This window comes from Treponema bryantii NK4A124 (assembly GCF_000421345.1).
Lineage (GTDB): Bacteria > Spirochaetota > Spirochaetia > Treponematales > Treponemataceae > Treponema_D > Treponema_D bryantii_B.
The window spans coordinates 49595-75247 of record NZ_ATWV01000008.1 but is presented as its reverse complement, the minus strand read 5'-3'; the positions used below and the strand labels follow the sequence as shown (position 1 = coordinate 75247).

Sequence of the window (25653 nt, the reverse complement as noted above, 5' to 3'; positions counted from 1 at the left end):
AAATCTATAACACATATTAAAAACTTATATTAGACAAGAGCCTGTAAAAAATATATACCTACTACAACACTAGGTTATACAACGAAACAAAGAATCTGGTGCGGAGGTATATTATGAAAAAATCACTTACAAAAATCATTATTGCGGGACTTATCGCACTTACTATGGCTTCACCAGCATTTGCTGCTAAAAAGAAGAAGGATGCAAAGCAGAAGGTAAAAACAATTATTATCGGAACAGGAACTGCTTATAACCCTTACTGCTATCTTGATGCAGATGGTAAGCTTGTTGGTTATGAAAAAGATGTTCTTGATGAAATCGACAAGCTTTTGCCACAGTATCAGTTTAAGTATGAAACCTTTGATTTTTCTAACATTCTGCTTGCTCTTAGTGCTGGAAAAATCGACATTGGTGCTCATCAGTTTGAAGAGAGTGAAGAAAGAAGAAAGAATTATCTTTTCAGTAACGAATCTTATAACTCCTTCATCACTCACATTGTTGTCTTAAAAGAACGCAACGACATCAACGAATTTGATGATCTGATTGGAAAAACTGTTCAGATTAATGTTGGTGATAACAGTGCTGCAACTATTCTTAAATACAATGAAACAGCTCCTTCGGACAAGCAGATTAAAACCTTCCTTACAAAATCCTTGCAGTCTGAGCCACTTGTAGCAGGACTTAAGAGCCGTCAGTTCGATGCAACCTTTATGCCTCTTCTGGACCTGGACAAGGATAACCGTGAATATGGCGACATTCTTAAGGCTGTAGGCAAGCCTTTGAACTCATCATTCTCATACTTCCTCTTTAGAAAAGGTGATACTGAATTACAGGAAGCAATTGATGGTGCTTTGAGAGAGCTTAAAAAATCAGGAAAACTATCGGAACTCGCTATCAAGAATCTTGGTCGCGATACAACAAAGGGAGAGTAGTTAAAAAGTATGTAGGGTTTAGGGGGAATTATGAACGAGTTTTTTTCCTGGCAGCGGGTTTGGGAGAATTTCCCTCGCCTTGTGGTAAAGCTTCCGATTACGTTTGAAATTGTAGTCATTGCATTTTGTGTAGGAGTTGTACTTGGAATTCTTATTTCTTTTGCAGAAATAAAGAAGACTCCGGTCCTTCATCAGGTTTTGCAGGTTTTTATTTCCTTTGAACGCGGTACTCCGCTTCTTGTACAAATGCTTGTAATGTACTACGGCCTTCCTCTTGTTTTACAAAGTGTATTCGGACTTGATACCCGAGGCTGGGAAAAACTCACGTTCGTAATTATAACCTACACCCTTAATCAGGCTGCATTTACAAGCCAGCTTTTCAGAGGTGCAATTCTTTCTATCCCAAAAGGACAGAAGGAAGCAGCTCTTGCCTGCGGACTGACACAAGTCCAGAGCTTTGTGAGGATTGTGCTTCCGCAGGCAGTCCGAATAGCTGTCCCGGGAGTTGGACTGGAACTTATCGGACTTTTTCAGGATACATCTCTGGTATGTATGGTGGGAGTTGTAGATATTCTTGGACGAGCCCAGGCTCTTGGAAGTCTTACTCGCCACACCTTTGAAAGTTATCTGATTGTAGCTTTAGTTTTTGTGGTAATAAGTCTTTTACTTGCATGGCTGAATAAATTAATTGATAAAAAACTAAGTTTTGAAAGCCATAACAGTAATAAGGAGGGCAAAAAATGAGTTTTAATGTTTCTTACTTAATTGAATGCCTTCTTTCGGGCGTAAAATACATACATGTTTCGCTTATACTGGCCTTTGTACCGCTTACAGTCGGAACAATTTTTGGAACTCTTATCGCCTTGACCAGAATCTTTAAGGTACGTTTTGCCGGAAAGTTCTTTTCAATCTTCATTCCGATTTACAATGGAATTCCGGGTATTGTAACACTTTTTATTTATAACCTGATTTATCTTTTGTTTTTTAAGCCGACAGTTACGGGTGTTATCTGGGTGGCACTTTTTACCTTTAGTCTTGGACAGGCAACACACCTTAGTGAGAGTATTCGTGGTGCTTTTCTTGCAATTCCAAAGGGACAGTATGAAGCCTGTTATTCTGCTGGTCTTACAACCTTTCAGACTTTACGAAGAATTATAATTCCGCAGGTTATACCTGTAATTCTTCCTGCTTTTACTAATATGACGGTGGGAGCAATAAAAAATTCTTCAATAGTTTTTGCAATTGGAGTTACAGAAGTTTTAAACGGAGCGACAATTCCTTGTGGAACAACTTACAGCTATCTTGAAGGCTATGTTGCAGCCGCAATTATTTACTGGATTTTGAACATAATCGCAGAAAATCTTTTACGTCTTGCAGAAAAACGTTCTGCAAAATATAGAAGCGGAGGAAAATCATGATTGAATTAAAAAACGTAAAAAAAAGTTTTGGACATCTTAAAGTTTTGCAGGACGTTTCGCTGACGGTGAACGAAGGTGATGTTGTTGTAATCCTGGGACCCAGCGGTTCTGGAAAGACAACCCTTCTGCGTTCAATAAACTTTCTGGAAAAAGCTGATGAAGGAAGTCTTACAATCGGAAGTACAAAGGTTGATCTGCATTCAGCAAAGAAAAAGGAAATCCTTGAGGTGCGAAGAAAAACTGCAATGGTTTTTCAGAATTACAATCTTTTTGCAAATAAAACTGCGCTTGAAAATATTACAGAAGGTTTAATTACGGCCAGAAAGATTTCAAAAGCAGAGGCTGAAAAACGTGCCCTGGAGGAGCTTAAAAAAGTTGGACTCGCAGATAGAGCAGATTATTATCCTTCACAGCTTAGCGGTGGACAGCAGCAGAGAATTGGAATTGCCCGTGCAGTAGCTCTTGATGCCGAGGTAATTTTGTTTGATGAACCTACCAGTGCCCTTGATCCTGAGCTTGTAGGTGAAACTTTGCAAATCATAAAGAACGTGGCTAAGGAAGGTCATACAATGATTGTCGTAACCCATGAAATGAGCTTTGCAGAAGAGGTTGCAGACAAGGTTGTTTTTATGGATGGCGGCTATATTGTAGAAGAGGGAAGCCCGCGTGATATTTTTTATCATCCGAAAGAAGAACGTACTAAGAAATTTCTGCGCCGCATAATACCTGTTGGTGAATATACAATTTAATTTTCCTGGAGTTTTCTATGGAAATGACTAGCGGAAGAATTGCTCCGGCCTTTGTAAAATTTTCAATTCCTCTTCTGCTTGGAAACCTCTTCCAGTTTTTTTATAGTACCACAGATATTCTGATTGTAGGAAACTATTGCGATACTGCATCCCTTGCTGCAATAGGCGCGAGTGCAAATATCATTTTTACACTTACAGGCTTTTTTAATGGACTTGCAAATGGGGCAGGGGTTCTGGTTGCTCATCTGTATGGCGCAAAAGACGGAAACAAAATAAGAAAAACAATACGGACAGTTTTACCGCTTTCCCTGGCATTAGGAATAATACTTTCTTCTGCCGGATTTTTTATAGCACCATTAATGCTTAAAATGATTTCGGTGCCGGATGATGTTTTTCCTAAGGCTATTGCATATCTTCGAATTTATTTCGCAGGGCTTACCTTTGTACTTTTTTACAGTATCTGTACTGGAATTTTACGTTCTCTTGGCGATTCGAAAAGACCTCTGTATATACTGTTTCTAACTGTATTATTGAATGTAATTCTGGATTTTCTATTTATTTTGAAATTGAAGACAGGACTTGAAGGTGCGGCCTGGGCAACAATTATTTCAGAGTTTGTTTCTGCTATATTTGCCTTTTTTATTTTATTAAAGCGGATAAAAGTTGAGGTAATTTTTTCTGCAGTTTCAAATCAAATCTGTACAATTGGATTTGTAGTGCGTTCAGTTTTAAAGCTGGGGCTGCCAAGTGCAATATCAAATAGTATATTAAATTTTTCAAATACCTTTATGCAGCGTTATATAAATTTCTTCGGTTCTGATTGTATGGCCGGCTGGGCTGTTTATACCCGCTTTGATCAGCTTACAATTTTGCCTATGGTAAGCATCTGTATGGCGGCAACAACTTTTACAGCACAGAATTATGGGGCAGGGAAAATTGACCGCGTAAAAAAAGGAATAAGAGTGTCTTCTGTTTTAGGCTTCTCTGTAGTCCTTGTAATTTCTTCAATTCTGATTATTTTTGCCCGTCCCTTGATTTCTGTTTTTAATTCAAAGGAAGAAGTTGTCAGTTATGGCTCACAATTTATGCGTGCAGCCGCATTTTTTTATGTTTTCTGCTTTGGGGCAATGCTTTTTTGTCAGATTTCACAGGGGCTTGGCTCAACTGTAATTCCAACAAGCATTACCTTCTTTGGCTTTGTAATTTTCAGACAGATTTATTTGTTTTCTGTTTCTCATATATTCAATTCATCTCTTCTGATAGCGCTGGCATACCCATTTGCCTGGCCTCCAAGCATGCTTTTAGAAATCTGGTATTTAAAGAAAAAACTCTCGCGCCTTATTACCTATTGACATACTAGGTAATAAAGGTTATTATCTACCTATTAAGCAAGTAGGTAATAACCTTCTAAAGGAGGCATCATGGCTTACAAAATTGCAGTGGTTTCTGGTGATGGCGTAAATGTTGATTTGCACTTTGGTGCAGCAGAAAGTATTGATATTTATGAAGTTCAGGATGACGGAAGTTTTTATCTGTTAGAAAAACGGGAAATGAAAGTACCTGAGGAAGGTCTTGCTGCTGCTGATACAGCTTGTGCTTCAGGTGGCTGTGGAAATGGTAATGGTGGTGGTTGCGGTAATGGTGGAGGCTCTGCCAAGGTTAGCTTGATTTCTGATGTTCGTGCCGTGGTTGCTGCAAAAATTGGTTTTAACGTTACCAAGGCACTTGAGAAGAAAGCAATAGCAAGTTTTGATGTGGAATGCTCTGTGCAGGAAGCGTTGGAAAAAATTACGAAGTATTTCTATAGCGTGGATAATCACGTTAGATTTGGAAAATAGGAGCAAAAAATGGCAGTACAGTATTCAGGTGTGCGAGAAAGTAAAGAAGGCCGCGTAAATGATTTTGGTGGATCCAGCGTAAATGCGCAGGAACAATTTGCCGGAAAATGTCTTAAGCGTGCAGACCGCAGCTTTGCCCAGGGGCTTCAGTGCCAGCAGATAAACTCTATGGCATGTCTTATGAGTCTTGAGGATTCGGTTTTTATTTCTCATTCGCCACAGGGCTGTGTCGGCTGTACAATCATGGCGGTTGATATGTTCCGCGTAGGACAGGCTCACCGCGGTGAAAAACTTATCAAAAATCCTCGCATTATTGTTACAAACCTTGATCAGAAAAGCGTTGTATTTGGCGGCGAGCAGAAGCTCCGTGAATCTGTAAAAAAGGCTGTTGAACGCTATAACCCTAAACTGATTTTTGTTTATGCTTCCTGCGCTTCTGGAATTATTGGAGATGATATTGATTCTATCTGCCAGGACTTAGGAGATGAATATCCTGACCAGACAATTATTCCTATTCACTGCGAAGGTTTTAAGAGCAAGATTTGTGCAAGCGGCTTTGATGCAGCCTTCCTTGCAATCAATAAATATATCTTGAAAAAGCAGAAACTTCCCACAGTTCCAAATCTTATAAATCTTTTTGCGCCTACAACTGTAAGTTATGCAGACCAGAAGGAAATGGAACGAATGCTTAAGCTGATTGGAGCCGAGGTAAATTACATTCCATTCTACAGCTCTCTCGAAAAGATTAAACGTATTCCTCAGGCCGCAGCTTCAACTTCGATTTGTAAGGTTTTTGCTGATGAGTTTATGAAAACACTTGAGGAAGATTACTACATTCCTTATTCCCACACTGTAATGCCAATCGGAATCAGAAATACAGACAAGTGGTATCGCGGTATTGCAAAGGTTATCGGTAAGGAAAAAGAGGTTGAAGAAATCATTGCAAAAGAGCATGAACGCATTGAACCTCTTGTTGCAAAAATCAGAGCCCGCCTGGAGGGTAAGCGTGTTTTCATCTGTGGTGGAACAGGACGAAGCTTTGCTGCTGCCGCTCTTATTGATGATTTTGGCATGAAGCTTGTTGGCCTTGAAACTCCAACTTACGATGCCGATGCCCAGGTTGATGTTGAATACCTCAACGGAATCCATAAGGACTTTGTAATTGATATTGCAAATATGCAGCCTTTTGAACAGGTAAATCTTGTAAAGAAACTTAAGCCGGATGCCTTTATCGGAGTTCCTGAATGGGCCGCAAAACTTGGAATTCCTACAACCCACGTTCTGGATGGAAAGCGCCCGACAATGGGTTACGACGGTCTTTTGTATCTGGGAAATAAGATTGCAGATCAGTTGAGTAATCCGGGCTTTAATAAAAAGCTCGCAGAGCATGTAAAACTTCCTTATCGTGACAGCTGGTACGAGCAGGATGCATTCAAATACATAATCAAGGGGTAAGGAGTAGTTATGAGTTTTGTTACAGAAAATCCAAGAGGCGGCTGTGTACTTTCGGGAATTAATTCGGTACTTGCCGCAATAGATCATGTATGTCCTATTCTTCATTCTGGTCCTGGCTGCTGTATGCAGACAACTGCGGCAGAGCAGGGACAGAGTGGTCATAAGCATGCCTGCTTTGTAAGCGGAGTTTCTCTCCCGTCAAGTAACATGCTTGAAAAAGAAGTTGTATTTGGTGGTGTAAATAAGCTTCGTACTACAATTCAGGGAGCAATTGATATCATTGATGCCCAGGCCTACTTTGTTCTTACCGGTTGTACAGCAGGTATTATCGGAGACGATATTCAGAGTGTAGTAGATGAGTTTACAGAGCAGGGCCACAAGGTTTATGCAATTGATACTCCGGGCTTTGCCGGCGAAAGCCTTCTTGGCTACGAGACAGTATGGAACACTTTTATTGATAAGGTGATTCAGCCAGCCCGTGAGAAAAAATCTAATCTGGTAAATCTTTTTGGAATTGTTCCTTACCATGATCCTTTCTGGGCCGGCACTCTGGAAGAGCTGGACCGCATTCTCAGCAAGCTTGGTCTTGAAGTAAACACTTTCTTTACAAAGCATCAGGGAATTGATGTTGTGGAGCATGCTTCGGAAGCGGCTTTGAACCTCATCGTAAACCCATGGCTTTTTAAGGGCCCTGCAGAAAAGTTCGAAAAGAAGTTTGGAGTTCCTTCTCTGCGCTTCCCATTTGCACCAATTGGTGCGACAGATACAACCCGTTTTATCCGCGAGGTTGCTGAAGCCCTTAAGCTCGACAATGCTCTTGTAGAAAAGGTTATCAAGGAAGAAGAGGATTATGTTTACAGCTATCTGGCTCAGTCAATCGGTCAGCTCAGCTGGAAGCGTTTTGCAGTTGCAGGTGATGCTTCGAATGCAATCGCAATTACCCGCTACCTTGCAAACGACTACAGCTTCTCTCCGGTTCTGGTTGTGATTACAGAAAATATTTTCCGTCCGGAAGATAAGGACCGCATCATAAAAGAAATCAGCAGTCTTGAATATGCTCAGGCTCCAAAGATTGTTTTTGCAAGCGACCAATGGGAAATCAACAAGGCAATCCGCGAGGAGCCGGAAGATATTTCACTTCTGGTGGGCTCAACTAACGAAAAAGAAGTTGCTCTGGAAAAGGGGATTCAGTATCTGAATGCAACCTTCCCTATGAATGAGCGTCTTGTATTCAACCGTACATATTCTGGTTATAAGGGCAGTTTGACCTTTACAGAAGATTTATATGATAACTTGTAATTTTTAATTTTTTCAGAGGAGGTACAAAATGAAAAAAATTAAATCTACATTACTGACAGTTCTTTCAGTTTCAGCACTTATTACAGGTATGACCTCCTGTTCAAAAAAGGATAAAAGCGATTTCGTATTCAAAATCGGAACAGCTAACTCAGGCCTTTGTGGAGCTCCACTTCATATAGGAATTGATAAAGGCATTTTTGCAGAAGAGTTTGGAAAAGCCGGACTCAAATTTGAAACTATTGAAATCAATATTCAGGAAGCAACTGCCCTCTGTGTTTCTAAAAAAATCGATGCTTCTCTCGGTCTTGCAGGAAGCCTTATTCCTCAGATGGACAATGGCCTTGATGTAAGCTTTTTGACAGGTGTTCATACCGGTTGTACAAAGTTCTATGTAAAGGCTGATTCACCATATAAGACAGTTGCAGACCTTCGTGGAAAAGTAATCGGCTTCCCTGGAGTTCAGGATTCTTCGACAATTGCCTTCCAGAGAAAATATTTTGATTTAGGAATTCCGGCCTTTGGTCCTGAAGCTGATTTTACAATTGCAGTTTACAATCTGCCGGATCTTCCGCTTGCCCTTGAAAATGGTGCAGTAGAAGCAGTTGGTCTTCATGATCCAATTGCCTACATTGCAGAGCGCGATTACGGCTTTAGAAATATTCTTGATACAACAAGTGATGAAAAGTTCAGCCAGGAATACTGCTGTATGACCTTTGTTTCTAATGATGTTGCACAGAAATATCCTGAGCACACAAAGGCCTTTATCCGTGCAGTTCTTAAGGCAAGTGCTTACGTTCAGGCAAATCCGGAAGATTCTGCAAAGCTGCAGATTGAAAACGGACAGATGAGCGGCGACGTTGAAGCAAACGGCTACCTTTTGCGCACTTACAATTACACACCTTCTGTAAATCTTGCAGGAAAGACTGTTGAAAACACAATCGACCAGCTGGTTGATATGGGTGTAATGCAGAACGTTAAAGATAAAGAAGGCTTTGTAAAGAATCACTTTATCAGCTTTGATGGAGTTCCTGACAGCTACGTTTACAATTCAGACGGAACTTATTCAGAAACATATGTAAGCAAATTGTAAGACATTGGTACAGCAGGTATTGTCATGCTGAACTTGTTTCAGCATCTGCTGTCAAAGGAGAAAGCACATGAATAAAAAAATAAAACAGATTTTGATTTACACCTTGCCCTTTCTTGCGGCAATAGCTTCGGCAGTTTTATATTTTGCAATTCCGGAAAGCGGAAAGCAAAAGCAGATGAATGCTCCATATTACATGTGTTTTCTGCTTGCGGCAGTTCTTATTCTCGCAGTCTGTTTGATTGCAGGAATTTTTGCAAAAGATTTTGGAAAGAAACTGCAGGGTAAACTTCCTTTTTATGCAGGCCTGATTCTTTTTATTGCTCTTTTGAACACAATCTTTTCAAAGACAAGACTTCTTCCTGTTCTTTACTTTCCTTCGATTGACCGCATAACAGGACTCCTGTGGGAACAAAAAGTATTCTTAATCAAAAACCTGATTTTCTCTCTGGGGCTTTTATTGCAGGGCTTTATCTTAGGTTTACTGACCGGATTTTTTTCGGGCCTTGCCCTCGGCTACAACCGGCACGTTGGCTACTGGCTTAATCCTGTTACAAAGTTTTTAGGACCAGTTCCTACCACCGCCTGGATTCCTCTTGCCTTAAGCGTATTCCCTACAACCCACGGCGCCAATGTTTTCTTAATTGCCTTTGCAGTCTGGTTTCCGGTTACGCTGATGACGGCCAGCGGTATTCAGAGTGTAAGCAAGGTGTTTTTCGAAGTAAGCGAAACACTAGGGGCGGGTACCTTTTACAAGGTTTTCCGTGTTGCAGTTCCGGCCAGTCTTCCACAGATTTTTCTGGGACTCTTCTATGGAATCGTTTCTTCCTTTGCCACATTGATGGCAGTAGAGATGAATGGAAACTCCCAGGGAATCGGCTGGTACATTAACTGGCAGAAGTCGGTAATGCTTTACGACGGAGTTTATGCAGGCCTGATAATTATTGCGGTGCTGTGTTCCTTTGTACTTACAATGCTCTTTAAGATTCGCGACAAAATAATGGTATGGCAGAAGGGGGTAATCAGATGGTAAATGTTGGCAATATTCAAATAAATAACGTAAATAAAAGTTTTGATGAGGTTCATGTTCTTAATGATTTTTCGCTCAATATTGAGCCGGGCAGCTTTGTCTCGCTGATTGGTCCTTCGGGCTGTGGCAAGTCTACACTGCTGCGGATTATCGGCGGTCTTGAAAAGCAGTACCAGGGTACAGTTTTGCTTGATGGCGAAAAAATAACAAAAGCAGGTTCCGACCGCGGCTTTGCCTTTCAGGGGTCAAATCTTTTTCCCTGGCTTACTGTTCAGGGCAATGTTGCCTTTGGTCTTAAGGCCAGAAAGATTTATAAAGAAAGAAAAAATGATGTTGCGGATATCATAAAGCTTGTAGGACTTCAGGGCTTTGAAAATTCCTTTCCTCATCAGATTTCCGGCGGTATGCAGCAGAGAGCGTCTCTTGCCCGTGCCCTGGTAGGTCACCCAAAGGTTCTGCTGCTCGATGAGCCTCTTGGTGCTCTTGATGCCTTTACCCGAATGAATCTTCAGGATGAGATTCTCCGCATCAAAAATGAAAATAATATGACCATGCTGATGGTTACTCATGATGTTGATGAAGCAATTTACATGAGTGATAAGGTTGTAGTTATGAGCGCGCGCCCAAGCCGTGTTGAGGCTGTAATTGATATTAAGCTTCCTCATCCGCGCGTACGTGTACAGGATACCTTTGCCCTTTACAGAAATAAGATTCTGGAAATCTTAAATTTCGGTGGCCAGCTGCACGAGGCAGAATACAACATTTAGACCAGCCCGGTGGTTGAGTAGGCCCAAGGCCGTATCGAAACCACCATTTCAGGAGTAATTCAATGTCATTATCTATAGAATCAAAATGTCTTCATCTGGAAAAGGATGAAGCAGTAAGAGAGGACGGAAAGCCTGCCTGTAATCACTACGGTTCGGTAAGCTTTCCAATTTATCAGACTGCAACCTATGCTCACCCTTCAGTAGGAAACTCCACCGGCTTTGATTACAGCCGTTTGCAGAATCCTACCCGGGAGCAGCTGGAAAAAGTTGTCTGCCAGCTTGAAGGTGGAATCGATGCCTTTGCCCTTTCAAGCGGTATGGCGGCCATCAGTCTTATGATGGAACTTTTTTATCCGGGTGACCACATAATTGCAGACAGCGATTTGTACGGTGGTTCTATAAGACTTTTTGATAATGTCTCTGCAAAAAATGCAATCAGCTTTACCCGCGTAAATTGCGCCACAGAAAATCTTGAGCCCCTGATTAAGCCTGAAACAAAAGCAATCTATATTGAAACTCCAACCAACCCTATGATGAATGTTACCGACATTGCAAAGACTGCCCGGCTTGCAAAAAAGCATGGCCTTCTTCTAATTGTCGATAACACCTTTATGTCTCCTTATTTCCAGAATCCGCTGGCCCTTGGTGCAGACATCGTAATTCATTCGGGAACAAAATATCTGGCCGGCCACAACGACACTCTTGCAGGCTTTATTGTTACTAATAGAGCTGATATTCAGGAAAGGCTTAGATTTTTAATAAAGACAACCGGCGCGGGGCTTGCTCCTTTTGACAGCTGGCTGGTTTTACGAGGAATAAAAACTCTTCCTATACGAATGGAAAAGGCCCAGGAAAATGCTGCAAAAATTGCAGAATGGCTTAAGAAGCAGAAGTCTGTTGTGCGCGTAATTTATCCGGGGCTGACAGAACATCCTGGCCACGAAGTTATGAAAAAGCAGGCCCGTGGTTTTGGCGCAATGCTTACCTTCCAGACTGATACAACCGAACACGCCCTCTCTGTACTCAATCATGTAAAGCTGATTCAGTATGCAGAAAGTCTTGGCGGTGTTGAAACTTTGATTACCTATCCGACAACCCAGACCCACGCGGACGTTCCCGAAGAAATCCGCCTTAAAAACGGAATAACTCCGGCAACCCTGCGCCTTTCTGTTGGTATTGAAAATGTTGAAGATTTGATTAACGATTTGAGCCAGGCACTGTCATACTGATATCACACAGTTTAAGCGCTTCCTTGTCGTGGCTGGCAATAAGAATAGTTTTGCCTTCGTCGGCAAGGCGGCGGAAGATTTTAATGATGGCCTGGGTCTGCTCTGAGTCCACAGAGTCGGTCGGCTCATCAGCAAGAATATAATCCGGGTTATTCATTAAAGCGCGGGCTATAAGAAGCCGGTGATTTTCGCCACCGGAAAGATCGCGCGGAAAACTCTTTGCAAGACCTGCAATTCCAAGTGATTCAAGAAGATTGAGGGCCCTTTCGGTGATTTTTACATCGAAGTCATTCCGAACTTGTTTCGGAATCTCTTTTGATGGATGCTGAAACAAGTTCAGTATGACAGTACTTGATTTTTTTGCAAGAAAAGCCGGCAGTCTTACATTATCCAGAACAGTAAGATTTTCCAGAAAACTCTGTTCCTGGGAAATAAAGCCAATGTTTTTATTGCGGAAGGCGCTGAGTTCTTTATCATTGAGAGTGAGAATATTCACCTGAGGTTGACCGAGAAAAACTTGACCCGCGTCCGGTTTCTGCAAACCCGCAATTATAGAAAGCAGGGTAGACTTTCCCGCTCCGGACTTTCCTTCAAGCCCAAGAAAAGTTCCGGCCTCAATTTTAAGATTAAAATCTTTTAGAACAGAAAGCCTTCCTCTCGGAGTAGAAAACTCTTTTGTAATGTTTTTAAGTTCAATCATTTTACATCTCCGTAAGGTTCAAATTTTGAAATGCGTACAGCACTAAATATTGAAGAAAGAATGCTGGCTGCAAGAATAATCACAAATACAAGGACAGAAAAAAGCACAAGCTGGGGCAGACTGCTCATTGCAAATGGCAGTGCAAGCTTTTCTGAAATCAAAACATTAAATGGCAGGATAATCAGAAGCGAAAGGAAGATTCCTGTTACAGCACCTGCACAGCCCACAAGACCAGCCTCGCTCAAAATGATTTTTACCAGAGTCCGGTGGCTTGCACCAAGAACGCGTAAAACTGCAAACTCCTTAAGCCTTTCATTAAGCATAAGAGAAAAGACAACTGCAAGAGTTGCAAAGGTAATTACCAGTACAAGTGCAGAAAGCCCATTCATAAAAATCAGAATGGCCGAAAACTTATTCATAAGATCCAGAATCATTTTTTCGTTTTGAATGATTTGAATTGCAGGGGCATCCGGTTGTTGGGAAAGAGCTCTTTGAATTCTTAAAACTGCACTGTCCGGCCTTACTCCATCAGCTAATTTTACAAAAATTGCACTGACCTTTTTATCAATGTCATCGCCAGAAATAAAACCAAAGCCCTTGGAGCGGGCATCCAGAAAAATATTTTTAAGGGTAGCAGTGTCGGTGTAAATTGCGCTGTCCATTCCGGAACCGCTTTTTGCGAGCTTTGCCGTCACTTTATGAGTCTGCCCGTAAAATCTTACAGTCTTTTTCTGAACATCAATATTGCTGCCGGCGAAGAGGACTTCCTCCTCAGAGCTCAATTTACTGTAACGTGACTTTGCCCAGCTTTTTACAATAAAATCAGTCTCCGGGTCAAAGCCGATAAGCTGAACAGGAAAGTCGCAGCAGCTTTCAGAAACGCTGGCAAGATAAGTCTGGCTGGAAGCCGCCTCCACTCCGTCAACCGTTCGTACAAGATCTTCTATATTTTTATCCATATAAAAATAATTAGGATTTCCATAAAGAAGAATGCCTTCAAGTTCCTGCTGGGCTCCCTCAGGAATAATCATTAAGTCAGCTCCAAGCCTGGACTGAATTCCAAAAATGCCGCCCCTAAGACTTGCACTGATAATAAAGCTCCCAAGCAGAAGGGCAGAGCTTAGGGCAATTACCGCCAGCATAGCGGCCGTTCGGAAGGGCTTTTTTTTGAGATTAGAAAGAGCAATATATTTTGAACTTATTTCTTTTTCCATGTAATAAAACTCTGAATAAGGGTAGCAGCTAAAATCAAAATTCCAAATACAATTAAGGTTGGCTTTGCAACAGAGGCACAATGCATTGATTTCATTCCGCAAACGCCAATCAAAACAGTTGGAGTGAGAATTACGCCCAGTGCATTTACCAGAATGCCGGCATTTATTCCAAGCTGATATTTTGCATCAGAGGAAAGCAGCTTTAAAAGCCCCAGAAGGGCAATGGAAATTCCAATAAACAATTCTATGCGGCCGGTCCAGTGACACTTCATGACCTTCTCTCCGACTTCGCAGACATGAGCAAAGGAATAAGGGGCTATAGCAGTGAATGCTCCAAGACCAAGAATAAGCAGAGAGAAAAAAACATTTACTTTTTTCATAAGATACCTCTTCAAATATTTAATATACCTATTGACTTAGTAGGTAATACCCTTTATACTTCAATCAGCCTATTAAGTCAATAGGTAAAAAAATAAAAATGGAGGCAGAATATGATTTATGATTTCAACAAAGTAACCGACCGCCATGGAAGTAACTCCATAAAAACAGATCTGGCTCTTGCCCGCGGTAAGCCTGCAGATGTTCTTTCACTCTGGGTTGCAGATATGGATTTTCCGACAAGTCCTGCAATTCTAGAAGCTCTCCATAAAAAAGTTGACCATGGAATATTCGGCTATTCCTGCCTTGATGATTCTTTCTTTACTGCTTTGAAAAACTGGATGCAGACCGAGCATGATTTTTCTCCAGATCGCCGGGAGCTTGTGACTACACCTGGTGTTGTTTTTGGAATCGTATGTGCTATAAGAGCCTTTACACAGGAAGGGGAGGCAGTGATTATTCAGACACCGGTTTACTATCCTTTTAAAAATATGATTGTGGCAAATAATCGTAAGCTGGTAACTTCTTCTCTATATGAAAAAGATGGAAAGTGGTTTATTGATTTTGATGATTTTGAAAAGAAGATTATTGATAACAAGGTAAAACTTTTTATTCTCTGCAGTCCGCATAATCCCGTTGGCCGCGTATGGATCCGCGAAGAGCTTGAGCGTATTGCAGAGATTTGTCTGCGTCACAAGGTAATAGTTTTTGCAGATGAGATTCATAATGATTTTGTTTACCCGCCTAACAAACACACCGTCTTTTCAACTCTTTCTGAAGAAGTTGCAGAAAACTCTATTGTTTCAATGTCTGTCAGCAAAACCTTTAATCTTGCAGGACTTCAGTTTTCTACTAACTTTATAAAAAATCCTGGCCTGCGCGCAAGGTTTAAGGCAGAATTTGATAAAACCGGTTATGACGAACCAAGCATAATGGGCCTCACTGCTGCAAGAGCGGCTTATCAGAATGGCAAACCCTGGCTGGAAGAATTGCATAAACATCTTAAATCGAATATTGATTTTGTGAGGGATTTTCTTAAAGACAAACTATCGTTAGTTAGGCTTATAGAACCGGAAGGAACCTTTCTTTTGTGGCTGGATTTTTCAAAGCTGGGGACTAAGCTTGGACTTTCCGATTCGGAAATAGATGACATTATTGTAAATAAGGCAAAGGTCTGGCTGGACCGGGGAACTATGTTCGGCCAGGAGGGAGAGTTCTATCAGAGAATAAATATTGCAACGCCCCGGCCCCTGCTCGAAGAAGCGCTGGAAAGAATTGCAAATGCGTTTGCAGCGGTGGTTGAGTAACGCGAAGCGTTGTATCGAAACCATCGTGCGGACCTATAGGAGATTTTTTTATGTATAAAATTTCTACACGCGGGCAATACGCCCTTTTGATTATGACAGAACTGGCCGAGCTGCCTGAGGGAAAATTTATTTCTCTTAAGCTGCTTTCTCACAGACACAATCTTTCTGTAAAGTATCTGGAACAGATTTTAATTCAGTTAAGTAAGGCTGGCCTTGTAAATGGCGTACGTGGAAGTAACGGCGGCTATAGACTTGCTAAGAAGACAGAGGAGTACACAACCGGCGAGATTCTCCGCGCTCTGGAGGGGGACCTGTCGCCGGTGGGTGAGTCGCATGGAAATGTTATCAGTAATGTAGGAAACGATGATTACTGGAAAGACTTTGAAACTGTTATAAATGATTATGTTGACTCTGTAACCCTTGAAAAGCTTGTAGAAAAAAATCGCAGCGACATTGGCGAGATGTATTACATTTAATTATTGTATCACCTCTTGTAATCTACTATAATAAGACCGCCGACAGTTAATTTACGGCAATATTTGATTATCTGAGGTAATTTAAATGGCTACATGGTCTAATGCAGACTCGCTTTCTTCATGGAAGAAGCTTCAGTCTCTTAAAGGTATGGTTTCTGTTGCAGATGAGCTTTCCGGCTCTGGTGCAGCAGACAGAATCGCAAAATATTCTATTCCTATGGGCGGAGCACTGACATACAACTTCGCTGCTAAACAGGTTAATGAACAGATTCTTAAAACTCTTGCTGAGCTCGCAGAAGAGCAGCAGCTTGTAGAAAAATATCAGGAACTTCTTGATGGTGCTGTTATCAACACTGGAGAGAAGCGCATGGTTCTTCACCAGCTTACACGCGGTCAGCTTGGAAAAGACGTTATGGCTGATGGTGTAAACAAGCGTGAATTCTACATCAACGAAGTTCGCCGCATTGCTGAGTTTGCAGACAAAGTTCACTCTGGCGAGCTCAAGAACGAGAAGGGCGAAAAATATACAACAGTTTGTCAGATTGGTATCGGCGGTTCAGACCTTGGTCCTCGCGCTATGTACCTTGCTCTTGAAAACTGGGCAAAGAAAAACAACACATTTAAGATGGAAGCACACTTCATTTCTAATGTAGACCCTGATGATGCTGCAAGTGTTGTTAAGTCTCTCGACATTTCAAAGACAATTTTCATTCTTGTTTCTAAATCAGGAACAACTCTGGAAACTCTTACAAACGAATCTTTCGTAAAAGACTTTATTAAAAAGGCTGGCTGTGATGCAAGCAAGCACATGATTGCTGTTACATCTGAGACATCTCCTCTCGCTCACAACCCTGACTATATGGCAGCCTTCTATATGGATGATTATATTGGCGGCCGCTATTCTTCAACTTCTGGTGTAGGCGGAGCTGTTTTGAGCCTCGCTTTCGGACCAAAGGTATTCCAGGAATTCCTCGACGGTGCCGCAGAAGAAGATAAACTTTGTCTCAACAAGGACATCACAAAGAATGCTGCTCTTATGGATGCCCTCATCGGTGTTTACGAGAGAAACGTTCAGGGCTATCCTGCAACAGCAATTCTTCCATACTCACAGGCACTCAGCCGCTTCCCAGCTCACCTTCAGCAGCTTGATATGGAATCAAACGGAAAATCAGTAAACCGCGACGGTAAGCCACTCGGCTACGTAACTGGTCCTGTAATTTTTGGAGAGCCTGGAACAAACGGTCAGCACTCATTCTACCAGCTTCTTCACCAGGGAACTGATATCATTCCTTTGCAGTTTATCGCCTTCCGCGAAAACCAGACTGGCGAAGATGTTGTAATTGAAGATTCTACAAGCCAGATAAAACTCTGCGCTAACGTAACTGCTCAGATTGTTGCCTTCGCATGTGGAAAATCAGATGAGAATCCAAACAAGGCATTTGCCGGCGGACGTCCATCTAGCCTGATTTACGGCGCACAACTCAATCCAAAGAGCCTGGGTGCCTTGCTCGCTCACTACGAGAACAAGGTAATGTTCCAGGGCTTTGTATGGAATGTAAACTCTTTCGATCAAGAGGGAGTACAGCTCGGTAAGAAGCTTGCTAAGACAGTTTTGAGCGGCAACATGGAAGGTGCTCTCAAGGCTTATGCTGGACTTCTTATTAAATAATGATATGTGCAGATTCCCGGGTCAAGCCCGGGAATGACAATAAATGTCATTGTCGGGCTTGACCCGACAATCTAGAGCGGATGCTTAAGTATTAAGCATCCGCTTTTTTTATGTTTTTTTAAATTTTGTAGAATTATATTAGTGGTGGTATAATTAATGAATTACGATGAATAAGCTTGCTAAAACAAAACTGACACTCCGCTCCCGACGTTTTATCATCTCGATTTGCGGAATTATAGTAAATGTAATTTTTTCTTATATAATGTACAGGCTTGGGCTGCCCTTGTTTTTAGATACTATCGGAACCATTGCGGTTGTCGCAATTACGGGAGCTCTTTTCCCGGCCATCTGTACGGCAGTTATTACCAGTGTCCTTTGTTCATTTTTTTACTGGCCGGCAATGTACTTTTCATCATTTAATGCTGTAATTATAGTTATCACTTTATTCTTTTTAAGAAGAGATTCATTTAAGCAGATTGGAAAACTCTTTATATATGTTCCTTTGACAGCATTGATATCAAGCCTTTCTGTGTCAATTATTCAATATTGCCTTAACGGTCTGGATGATACTTCGCTTATAGCAAAAAATGCACTGGCTTTTTCTTCTGCTGCATCTGTGCCATATCTGCTTTCCTTTTGTATAACAAACTTCATGCTCTACTTTCTGGAAAAGTGGGTTATCTGTATTTTTGTCTTTCTTCTTCGCCTCTTTATTCCTAAAAAAATTATTGCAAGTGATGGTGACCTCTCTGAAAGTGCAAGGCAATATCTTGCAGAGAATCACAGAAATGTGAAGAATCCCCTTCATACAAAAATAGTTCTGACCTTTGTTATTGCATCCATGATTCTTGTTTTCCTAACAGAAGCAATTGCTTTGCGTCTGTATTTTGATACCACTAAAAAAGAAAAGACTCAGAGAGCCTATAGCTGTGTAAATCTTGCAGCAGATTATCTTGATACAGAGAGAATAGACGATTATCTGAAATATGGAAAAGAAGCAGACGGATATAATGAAACACTGCAGCAGCTTTCTAAAATACTGAAAGGCTTTGATGATATTACTTATCTTTACGTTTTACGAATTGAAGAAAATGGCTGCCGTTTTATTTTTGATACCGATGAAGAAGAGCCTTATGCACCTGGAGAACTTGTTTCTTTTGATAAAGAGTTCGGGCAGTATCTTCCGGAACTTTTTGAAGGAAAAGAAATCGCTCCGGTAGAGTCTGATAATATTTTTGGCTGGCTGCTTAGTATTTACAAACCTGTTGCAAATGAAGATGGAAAAACTGTCTGTTATATTGGTGCAGATGTTTCTATGAGATATGTTGCAGGATATACAGGAGTCTTCATCGTAAAAGTTTTCCTTATTATGGCAGGCTTCTTTATTCTTATTATTTCTTACACAATCTGGTCTATTGGAAATAATATGTCTTTCCCAATCAGTGCAATTGCTGCCTGCGTAGACCGCTTTTCAGATTCTGCCGAGGATCAGAAAACTCTTGAAGAAAATGTAAAGATTATCCGTTCGCTTAATATTCAAAGCGGAGACGAAATACAGAAACTCTACGATGCAATTTGTCGTATGACCCTGAGCCAGACAGAACAGATCCGCGATATCCGCAGACTTTCTGAATCTACCCTGACAATGCAGGACGGCCTTATTATTACAATGGCAGATATGGTTGAAAGCCGCGACTCGGACACAGGTGCCCATGTTCAAAAAACTTCCGCTTATGTAAAAATTATCGTAGAGGGCTTAAAGAAAAAGGGCTATTATCCTCAGAAAATAACTCCAAAGTTTATGTCAGATGTAGTGCGTTCTGCACCTCTTCACGATGTTGGAAAAATCAATATTTCAGATACCATTTTAAATAAACCTGGAAAACTTACCGACGAAGAATTTGCAATAATGAAAACTCACACAACAGCCGGTAAGGAAATTCTCGAAAAGGCAATTTCTACAGTTCAAGGTGAAAACTATCTTAAGGAAGCCCGCAATATGGCGGCCTACCACCATGAACGCTGGGATGGTAAGGGGTATCCGGAAGGACTGCATGGAGAGGTAATTCCTCTTTCTGCCCGCATTATGGCAGTCGCTGATGTTTTTGATGCCCTTGCTTCTCCCCGTGTTTATAAGCCGGCCTTTCCTCTCGAAAAAGCTCTTGCAATTTTGCAGGAGGGTAGCGGCAGTCAGTTCGATCCAAAATGCGTAGAAGTTTTTATGGATTCTCTTGATGAAGTTAAAATGATTCTGAAGAAATATCATGGAGGCAACCTTGCTGACTAAAGCCCGTCTCAGTACTCTTAAATATTTTTTTATATGTCTGTTTTTTACAGCTCTTGTATCATCAGTTTCTGCTCAGGGCGGAGGTTATGCTGTAATTAAACAGTATCCTGACCTTGGTTATACAAGCATGATATATGATGCAAGTAACGGACTCCCTACATCAGATGCAAATTGTATCTTAGGTTCCAGAACCGGTAATATATGGATTGGTGGTTACAGCGGCATTATACGTTATGACGGAAATATCTTTGAGCGCCTGCCAACTGCAAACGGCCTTACAAGTGGGCGCGCTTTTTATGAAGACAGTAAAGGACGCATCTGGGTTGGAACAAATGATAACGGTGTTGTTTTAATTGATGGTGAAGATATCCGTCAGTACACCTATAAAGATGGGCTTCCTTCATCTTCCATTAGAAATTTTGCTGAAGATAAAGAAGGTAATATTTTTATTGCCACAACCTCCGGTCTTGCCTTTATCAAAGAAAATGGACTTTTGTATCATCTTTCTGATGCAGTTTTAAATACAGAAAGAATCTTAAAACTTGATTCTGATTCAAGTGGAACAATTTACGGACACACTACAAACGGAATTGTCTTCTCTGTAAAGAAACGAAATGTTTCTGAAATCTATACAAGTGCCGAGCTTGATATGCCTAAAATAACAACTCTCCTTGCAGACCCTGTAAATGAAGGAAAGGTATATCTTTGCTGTGAAGGCGGAAAAATCTATTATGGTGACTTTGGAAAGAAAAGCAGTGAATTGCAGGAAATAGATATTTCGCCGATAAAAAGTGTTCAGTGGATTTCTTATGACTGTTTCAGAATCTGGATTTGTTCAAGAACACAGATTGCATATCTTGATCAGGATAATAAAGTGAACGTCGTTTCTAATCTGCCAATGAATGGTTCAATAGAAATGTTTACTTCAGATTATCAGGGTAATATCTGGGCCTGTTCTTCAACACAGGGCGTAATGAAAATTGTTGCAAATAATTTTGTAAATATAACAGAAGAGGCAAAGCTTCCTAAAAAAACTGTAAATACAACCTGTCTGCATAATGGGCTTTTGTATATTGGAACAGAGTCGGGGCTCAAAATTCTGGATAAAAACAAAAATGTAATTAACAATTCTCTTACTGAATATATAGGTGATTCAAGAATCCGCTGTATTGTAGAAGATCATGATAAGAATCTCTGGATTGGAACCTTTACAAATAATAAAGGACTTGTCTGCCAGTTCCCGGATGGAAGGATTACCGCCTTTACAACAAATGAAGGAATGGCAAATAATCAGATACGAGCTATAAAGGTCGCAGAAAATAACACAATTCTCTGCGGAACGAACGACGGTTTTTCAATTATCAAAAATCAAAAAGTTATAGCATCTCTGGGTAAAAATGAAATTATTAAAAACTCAGTAATTCTTTCGGTTGAAGAAGCTGAAGACGGCAAAATCTACCTGGGCACAGATGGCGACGGAATTTACGTTGTTACCGGAAATATTATCCAAAGAATCGGGCGCGATGACGGGCTTACGAGCGATGTAGTAATGCGCATCAAAAAGGATAAAAAGCATGATGTTATCTGGTTAGTTACTTCTAACTCAATTCAGTATCTGAAGGGAGGAAGAGTAAAATCGGTAAACAGCTTCCCTTATAACAATAACTACGATCTTTATCAGAATGATAACAATGAAATGTGGGTTCTCGCTTCCTGCGGAATTTATACTGCAAATATAGATGATTTACTTTCAGATTCTGTTAGTGATTACAAACTTTATACACTTGCAAACGGACTTCCGAGTTCTGTTACCAGTAACTCCTATAGTGCTTTAGATGAAAATGGAAATCTTTATCTTTCCTGTCGCGAAGGTGTTTCCTGTGTAAATATAAATAATTATCTTGAACAGAAAATTCAGATTAAAACAGGGGTGAAGTCCGTTTACTGCGGTAACAAAAAAATACTTCCAACACAAAACGGCACATACATTATTCCTGCATCAGATGAGCGAATAAAAATTACAGCTTCTGTTATGGATTATACCATGTCAAATCCTCCTGTAAGGGTTTATCTTGAGGGGGCAAAAGACGATGGTATAACTGTAAACCGTAATGAGCTTTCATCTCTTGAATACACAAATCTTTCTTATGGTTATTACACTTTCCATATTCAGGTTCTTAGTCAGAATAAAAATGATATTCTGCTGGACAATACCTTCTCAATCATTAAGCGCTTCCGTCTAACGGAGCTTATGGAATTTAAGTTTATTCTCATTGTGCTCCTTATTCTTGCTGCTGCATTTATTGTATGGCGGGTTATGAAGTCTACAGTCATTTTGAATCAGTACAGACAGCTGCAAAATGCAAAGGCTGAAGCAGAGCGTGCAAACAAAACAAAGTCCCGCTTTCTTTCAAACATGTCTAAGGAAATCATAACTCCAATTAATACGATTATGGGAATGAATGAGATGATTCTTCGCGAGGATTCTAAGGATGTTCCGAAGAACTATCACTCTTCAATAATGAGTTATGGTATCAGCGTTCACGAAGCAGCAGAAGCTCTTTTGACTCTGGTTAATGACTTACTTGAAATATCTCGAATTGAATCTGGAAAAATAACTGTACGCGAAACCGAATATGATGTTCAGAATCTTTTGCGTTCTGTAATTATTCCGGCCCGCCAGAAAAATCTTTCAAAAGGCCTGAACTTAAATATTGATATAGATCAGATGCTCCCTTGCCGTCTTTACGGCGATGTAGGAAAAATCAAGCAGATTCTTTTGAATCTTTTTATAAACGCAATTAAGTATACAATGGCAGGCCATATTGATTTTAAGATTTCTATGGAAGGCCGTACTAACGATAGCTGCGATCTTTGCATTACTGTAAAGGATACCGGAGGAGGAATGCCGCCGGAGATTATCGAAACTATTTTTGATGCTTATGGTGCCTTTGAAAAAGATGCAAGAGAACTTCACTTAAAAACAGGTCTTGGACTTGATATTTCAAGACGCTTTGCAGAGCTTATGGGCGGTGTGCTTGTTTGCACAAGTGAGGTAGGAAAAGGCTCTACATTTATTTTTACTCTTACACAAAAAATTATAGATGCAAAGCCTATCGGAACCTTTATTGAATCAGAAGAAGCGGTTCAGAGAGGAACTTATGTTCCGGAGTTTATTGCGCCTGATGCAGACGTTATGGTTGCCAGCGAAAATCTTGATAATCTCAATGTACTTGATAATCTTCTGAAGGCAACTAAGGTTTTTGTAACCCGTGCCTACAGCCGCCAGGAGTTTACAGACAAGCTGCGTGACACATCATTCAATATCGCCTTCATAGATGAATTACTTTTTGAAAATGATGAAAACAAGGTTGATGAAGTTATCAGCAAGATAAAAGAATTAAAGACGGAGCTTCCGATTTATATCATTACAGAAAATTCTTCTGTTGATGAAAACTATTATAAAGAGAAGGGCTTCTTTGGAACAATTGCTCTTCCGGTTGATCCGGAGCTTCTGGAGAAGACCATTATGAAACATCTTCCAAAAGAGATGATGGAAAATCCGAAAATGCAATAAGAGAGGAATGAAGATGTTTGATTTTATTCGTAATCATCAGATGAATATTATGCTCTGTCTTTGCGCTGCCTGTGCAACAATGACCATAATGCTCTTTCTTACAAAATTTCTTTCAACCCGTCGTAAATGGATTTTAATATGTATTGAGGTTGTGGCAACCCTGCTGCTTTTCTTTGACAGACTGGCCTATATTTATGCCGGTAATACGGAGTCAATTGGCTATATAATGGTTCGTCTTTCAAACTTCATGGTCTTTTTCCTGACCAGTACCACAGTATTTGTATTTAACTTTTATATTATTGATTTAGTATTAAACGAGGGGCAGCTTACTAAAATTCCACGTCGTCTTGTCTTTACCGGTTTTGCAGCCTTTGCAGGAATGATGCTTGCGATTGTTTCTGCTTTCACTCATTTGTATTATTATTTTGATTATATGAATTGTTATCACCGGGGAAAGGGCTTTCTGATTGCCTACATAATTCCTGTGGTTTGCCCTCTGATTCAGTACACTGCAATTATTAAACATAGAAAAAGCTTCAGTAAATTTATTTTTACGGCAGTTGCTCTTTTTATTTTTCTTCCCTTGATTACAGGAATTATCCAGATTTTCACATACGGAATTTCCATTGTTAATATGGTAATGGTTCTGGTTTCTGTTTTTCTTTACTTCTTTGCTTATCTCGATGTTAACGCAGCTGTTGATAAGGCTCATGAAATTGAAATTCAATCCTTCAAAACTGAACAGGAAAAAATGAAGAGTATTTTTGGACAGGCAGTTCAGGCTATGGCCAGTGTGTTAGAGAAGAATAACAGTGCCCAGAAGGGGCGTGCAGAGCGTATTGCACTTACGGCAAGAGAACTGGCCAGACGAAATGGTAAAAGCGAAGATGAGTGCGATAAGGTTTATTATGCAGGATGTTGCTTTGATGCTGGAGAAGAGGCTCTTAGTTTTATTAAGGCCTTTCCATACTTGAGGGAGACGGCGCAGTTTGTCGGCAAAGATTATGATGAAAGCCAGCCTGAATATTCAAGAATTGTAACGGTTGCAAAGGATTATGATAAAATGATTAATGATCCTACTATACCGCCTTTTTATGTGCGCGATTATTTTATACGGGAAGCAGGCAGAAAGTATGATCCTCTTTATGCAAAGCTTACAGTACAGCTTTTAGACAGTGAAACAAATAAAGGGACTTTTGAAAAAGCTGATGAAGAAATGCAGACGGAACTGGAGTGTCATAATTATCGTGAAGAGGTTACTTCTGGAATCCCTGTTCTGCAGAATGTTACAGAGATTTGCTTCGATTGCAGCGTATTCGATAAAGATGCAAGGTTTTCTCTGCCTTCAATAATTATTTTTGATTCTTCAGATGAAAAGGTTCAGAAAACTCAACAGACAATTGAATCGCACAAATATATTGAATACGGCGAAGTCTGGTTTGATGCCCATTATATTTCTACAAGTGCGAGAAATATGGAAATCAGGAATGAAAGAGAAGGTGGAGCAGAAAATCCGAATCTTTATACAATTACAGCTGGACGTTTTGAAGATCATCTGTTACTGAAAATGCAGGGGCCTGCAAAAAGCTTTGAGACAATTGTTGCTTTGCCTAGTGCATCAAAATCTGCCTTTGTCGGAATTACCGGCGAGAATGTACATATCAGCAATATTAAAATTGAGCATACAAGCCAGCTTGCAGGAGAAAATGATATTCCTCGCATTGCTGAAAAACTGAATTATATAAACAGAATTGAGTCTGATATTCCAAATGTTCAGATTGTAAAACCTCTTGGTCAGTTTACTCAGGGAGTTGAAGTAAAAAATAATATGAAGATTTTCTTCCATGCCCAGAGCCTTCCTGATGCAAATCTTGTATGGCATTGCCCTTACATTCTTCTTTATTATTCAGATGACGGAAAGGTCTACGGAAACAATTATTGTGAATATGCAATGGTTAAATTCGATGGCGAAGAAAACGGTTCAAATGAAAATGCAGAAAATGATTTTATTATGAAGAAAACCGAAAGCTTTACAAGCTGGGAAGACTGGGAGGAGATTAATAAAGCAGGTTATGAATGCCAGATTGAGTTTATGAAAAATGGCAGCGAAGTAGTGCTGAGAACACAAAATAAAGGCATCTTCATACAGAATACTACAAGGGTAAAAAGCGGAAATAAAGATATTTTTGTTGCTTTTTCCGGTGACCAGGTTGCTTTGACGGATATAAGAATCCGCTGACT

The 25653-nt window shown here is 40.4% G+C and carries 21 protein-coding genes; 18 read left to right on the top strand and 3 right to left on the bottom strand.

Going from position 1 to position 25653, the window contains the following annotated elements; all coding sequences use genetic code 11:
• Nucleotides 1-113: 113 nt before the first annotated feature.
• The 12 genes from G626_RS0109345 (at nt 114) to G626_RS0109290 (ending at nt 11804) form a co-directional block, all read left to right on the top strand.
• On the top strand, nt 114-932 hold the full coding sequence (locus G626_RS0109345) for a transporter substrate-binding domain-containing protein (protein WP_022932523.1): 819 nt from the start codon (nt 114-116) through the stop codon (nt 930-932).
• Nucleotides 933-962: 30 nt separating this feature from the next.
• Complete coding sequence (locus tag G626_RS16060; RefSeq protein WP_022932522.1) at nt 963-1676, top strand: amino acid ABC transporter permease; 714 nt, start codon at nt 963-965, stop codon at nt 1674-1676.
• Nucleotides 1673-2350, top strand: coding sequence for an ABC transporter permease subunit (locus G626_RS0109335; protein WP_022932521.1), 678 nt, complete (start codon nt 1673-1675; stop codon nt 2348-2350). The genes G626_RS16060 and G626_RS0109335 overlap by 4 nt, the downstream gene beginning before the upstream one ends.
• Complete coding sequence (locus tag G626_RS0109330) at nt 2347-3099, top strand: amino acid ABC transporter ATP-binding protein (protein ID WP_022932520.1); 753 nt, start codon at nt 2347-2349, stop codon at nt 3097-3099. The genes G626_RS0109335 and G626_RS0109330 overlap by 4 nt, the downstream gene beginning before the upstream one ends.
• Before the next feature lie 17 nt (nt 3100-3116).
• Nucleotides 3117-4451 carry an MATE family efflux transporter gene (locus tag G626_RS0109325; RefSeq protein WP_022932519.1) on the top strand — a complete coding sequence of 445 codons (1335 nt, stop codon included), beginning with the start codon at nt 3117-3119 and terminating at the stop codon, nt 4449-4451.
• A 69-nt stretch (nt 4452-4520) separates the two neighbouring features.
• Complete coding sequence (locus G626_RS0109320; RefSeq protein ID WP_022932518.1) at nt 4521-4937, top strand: NifB/NifX family molybdenum-iron cluster-binding protein; 417 nt, start codon at nt 4521-4523, stop codon at nt 4935-4937.
• 9 nt (nt 4938-4946) lie between these two features.
• A complete protein-coding gene (locus tag G626_RS0109315) occupies nt 4947-6392 on the top strand; it encodes a nitrogenase component 1 (protein WP_022932517.1) in 1446 nt (481 codons plus the stop codon).
• Nucleotides 6393-6401: 9 nt separating this feature from the next.
• A complete protein-coding gene (locus G626_RS0109310) occupies nt 6402-7691 on the top strand; it encodes a nitrogenase component 1 (RefSeq protein ID WP_022932516.1) in 1290 nt (429 codons plus the stop codon).
• Between the two features lie 28 nt (nt 7692-7719).
• Complete coding sequence (locus G626_RS0109305; RefSeq protein WP_022932515.1) at nt 7720-8781, top strand: ABC transporter substrate-binding protein; 1062 nt, start codon at nt 7720-7722, stop codon at nt 8779-8781.
• Between the two features lie 67 nt (nt 8782-8848).
• Entirely contained in the window at nt 8849-9811 is a 963-nt protein-coding gene (locus tag G626_RS0109300; protein WP_022932514.1) for an ABC transporter permease, read from the top strand.
• Nucleotides 9784-10575, top strand: a complete 792-nt coding sequence (locus G626_RS0109295; protein ID WP_027727087.1) for an ABC transporter ATP-binding protein — start codon at nt 9784-9786, stop codon at nt 10573-10575. The genes G626_RS0109300 and G626_RS0109295 overlap by 28 nt, the downstream gene beginning before the upstream one ends.
• Before the next feature lie 62 nt (nt 10576-10637).
• Nucleotides 10638-11804, top strand: coding sequence for a trans-sulfuration enzyme family protein (locus G626_RS0109290; RefSeq protein WP_022932512.1), 1167 nt, complete (start codon nt 10638-10640; stop codon nt 11802-11804).
• On the opposite strand, the gene G626_RS0109285 is transcribed toward G626_RS0109290, so the two are convergent.
• Genes G626_RS0109285 through G626_RS0109275 form a run of 3 tightly spaced genes read right to left on the bottom strand, consistent with a single transcriptional unit; the run spans nt 11773 to nt 14098 of the window.
• Nucleotides 11773-12504 (bottom strand): ABC transporter ATP-binding protein, encoded by a 732-nt coding sequence (locus G626_RS0109285; RefSeq protein ID WP_022932511.1) that lies wholly within the window; start codon nt 12502-12504, stop codon nt 11773-11775. The two genes, G626_RS0109290 and G626_RS0109285, sit on opposite strands and share 32 nt — an antisense overlap.
• A complete protein-coding gene (locus tag G626_RS0109280; RefSeq protein ID WP_022932510.1) occupies nt 12501-13718 on the bottom strand; it encodes an ABC transporter permease in 1218 nt (405 codons plus the stop codon). Before G626_RS0109280 ends, G626_RS0109285 begins: the two co-directional genes overlap by 4 nt.
• Nucleotides 13703-14098 (bottom strand): DUF4418 family protein, encoded by a 396-nt coding sequence (locus tag G626_RS0109275; protein ID WP_027727086.1) that lies wholly within the window; start codon nt 14096-14098, stop codon nt 13703-13705. The genes G626_RS0109280 and G626_RS0109275 overlap by 16 nt, the downstream gene beginning before the upstream one ends.
• Before the next feature lie 111 nt (nt 14099-14209).
• On the opposite strand from G626_RS0109275, the gene G626_RS0109270 reads away from it, so the two are divergent.
• The 6 genes from G626_RS0109270 (at nt 14210) to G626_RS0109245 (ending at nt 25651) form a co-directional block, all read left to right on the top strand.
• On the top strand, nt 14210-15403 hold the full coding sequence (locus G626_RS0109270) for a MalY/PatB family protein (RefSeq protein ID WP_022932508.1): 1194 nt from the start codon (nt 14210-14212) through the stop codon (nt 15401-15403).
• A 50-nt stretch (nt 15404-15453) separates the two neighbouring features.
• A complete protein-coding gene (locus G626_RS0109265; RefSeq protein WP_022932507.1) occupies nt 15454-15879 on the top strand; it encodes an RrF2 family transcriptional regulator in 426 nt (141 codons plus the stop codon).
• Nucleotides 15880-15964: 85 nt separating this feature from the next.
• A complete protein-coding gene (locus G626_RS0109260; protein ID WP_022932506.1) occupies nt 15965-17548 on the top strand; it encodes a glucose-6-phosphate isomerase in 1584 nt (527 codons plus the stop codon).
• Between the two features lie 166 nt (nt 17549-17714).
• Nucleotides 17715-19835, top strand: coding sequence for an HD-GYP domain-containing protein (locus G626_RS0109255; RefSeq protein ID WP_022932505.1), 2121 nt, complete (start codon nt 17715-17717; stop codon nt 19833-19835).
• Nucleotides 19813-23412, top strand: coding sequence for a hybrid sensor histidine kinase/response regulator (locus tag G626_RS16055; RefSeq protein ID WP_022932504.1), 3600 nt, complete (start codon nt 19813-19815; stop codon nt 23410-23412). Before G626_RS0109255 ends, G626_RS16055 begins: the two co-directional genes overlap by 23 nt.
• 13 nt (nt 23413-23425) lie before the next feature.
• The gene (locus G626_RS0109245) at nt 23426-25651 is read left to right on the top strand and encodes an MFS transporter (protein ID WP_022932503.1); all 2226 of its coding nucleotides are present in this window, start codon (nt 23426-23428) and stop codon (nt 25649-25651) included.
• Nucleotides 25652-25653 lie beyond the last annotated feature (2 nt).

What these genes read in the sequence shown, in the direction of transcription:
- G626_RS0109345 (WP_022932523.1), top strand. Translation starts at nt 114, where the DNA reads ATGAAAAAATCACTTACAAAAATCATTATTGCGGGACTTATCGCACTT.
- G626_RS16060 (WP_022932522.1), top strand. Translation starts at nt 963, where the DNA reads ATGAACGAGTTTTTTTCCTGGCAGCGGGTTTGGGAGAATTTCCCTCGC.
- G626_RS0109335 (WP_022932521.1), top strand. Translation starts at nt 1,673, where the DNA reads ATGAGTTTTAATGTTTCTTACTTAATTGAATGCCTTCTTTCGGGCGTA.
- G626_RS0109330 (WP_022932520.1), top strand. Translation starts at nt 2,347, where the DNA reads ATGATTGAATTAAAAAACGTAAAAAAAAGTTTTGGACATCTTAAAGTT.
- G626_RS0109325 (WP_022932519.1), top strand. Translation starts at nt 3,117, where the DNA reads ATGGAAATGACTAGCGGAAGAATTGCTCCGGCCTTTGTAAAATTTTCA.
- G626_RS0109320 (WP_022932518.1), top strand. Translation starts at nt 4,521, where the DNA reads ATGGCTTACAAAATTGCAGTGGTTTCTGGTGATGGCGTAAATGTTGAT.
- G626_RS0109315 (WP_022932517.1), top strand. Translation starts at nt 4,947, where the DNA reads ATGGCAGTACAGTATTCAGGTGTGCGAGAAAGTAAAGAAGGCCGCGTA.
- G626_RS0109310 (WP_022932516.1), top strand. Translation starts at nt 6,402, where the DNA reads ATGAGTTTTGTTACAGAAAATCCAAGAGGCGGCTGTGTACTTTCGGGA.
- G626_RS0109305 (WP_022932515.1), top strand. Translation starts at nt 7,720, where the DNA reads ATGAAAAAAATTAAATCTACATTACTGACAGTTCTTTCAGTTTCAGCA.
- G626_RS0109300 (WP_022932514.1), top strand. Translation starts at nt 8,849, where the DNA reads ATGAATAAAAAAATAAAACAGATTTTGATTTACACCTTGCCCTTTCTT.
- G626_RS0109295 (WP_027727087.1), top strand. Translation starts at nt 9,784, where the DNA reads ATGGCAGAAGGGGGTAATCAGATGGTAAATGTTGGCAATATTCAAATA.
- G626_RS0109290 (WP_022932512.1), top strand. Translation starts at nt 10,638, where the DNA reads ATGTCATTATCTATAGAATCAAAATGTCTTCATCTGGAAAAGGATGAA.
- G626_RS0109285 (WP_022932511.1), bottom strand. Translation starts at nt 12,504, where the DNA reads ATGATTGAACTTAAAAACATTACAAAAGAGTTTTCTACTCCGAGAGGA.
- G626_RS0109280 (WP_022932510.1), bottom strand. Translation starts at nt 13,718, where the DNA reads ATGGAAAAAGAAATAAGTTCAAAATATATTGCTCTTTCTAATCTCAAA.
- G626_RS0109275 (WP_027727086.1), bottom strand. Translation starts at nt 14,098, where the DNA reads ATGAAAAAAGTAAATGTTTTTTTCTCTCTGCTTATTCTTGGTCTTGGA.
- G626_RS0109270 (WP_022932508.1), top strand. Translation starts at nt 14,210, where the DNA reads ATGATTTATGATTTCAACAAAGTAACCGACCGCCATGGAAGTAACTCC.
- G626_RS0109265 (WP_022932507.1), top strand. Translation starts at nt 15,454, where the DNA reads ATGTATAAAATTTCTACACGCGGGCAATACGCCCTTTTGATTATGACA.
- G626_RS0109260 (WP_022932506.1), top strand. Translation starts at nt 15,965, where the DNA reads ATGGCTACATGGTCTAATGCAGACTCGCTTTCTTCATGGAAGAAGCTT.
- G626_RS0109255 (WP_022932505.1), top strand. Translation starts at nt 17,715, where the DNA reads ATGAATAAGCTTGCTAAAACAAAACTGACACTCCGCTCCCGACGTTTT.
- G626_RS16055 (WP_022932504.1), top strand. Translation starts at nt 19,813, where the DNA reads ATGGAGGCAACCTTGCTGACTAAAGCCCGTCTCAGTACTCTTAAATAT.
- G626_RS0109245 (WP_022932503.1), top strand. Translation starts at nt 23,426, where the DNA reads ATGTTTGATTTTATTCGTAATCATCAGATGAATATTATGCTCTGTCTT.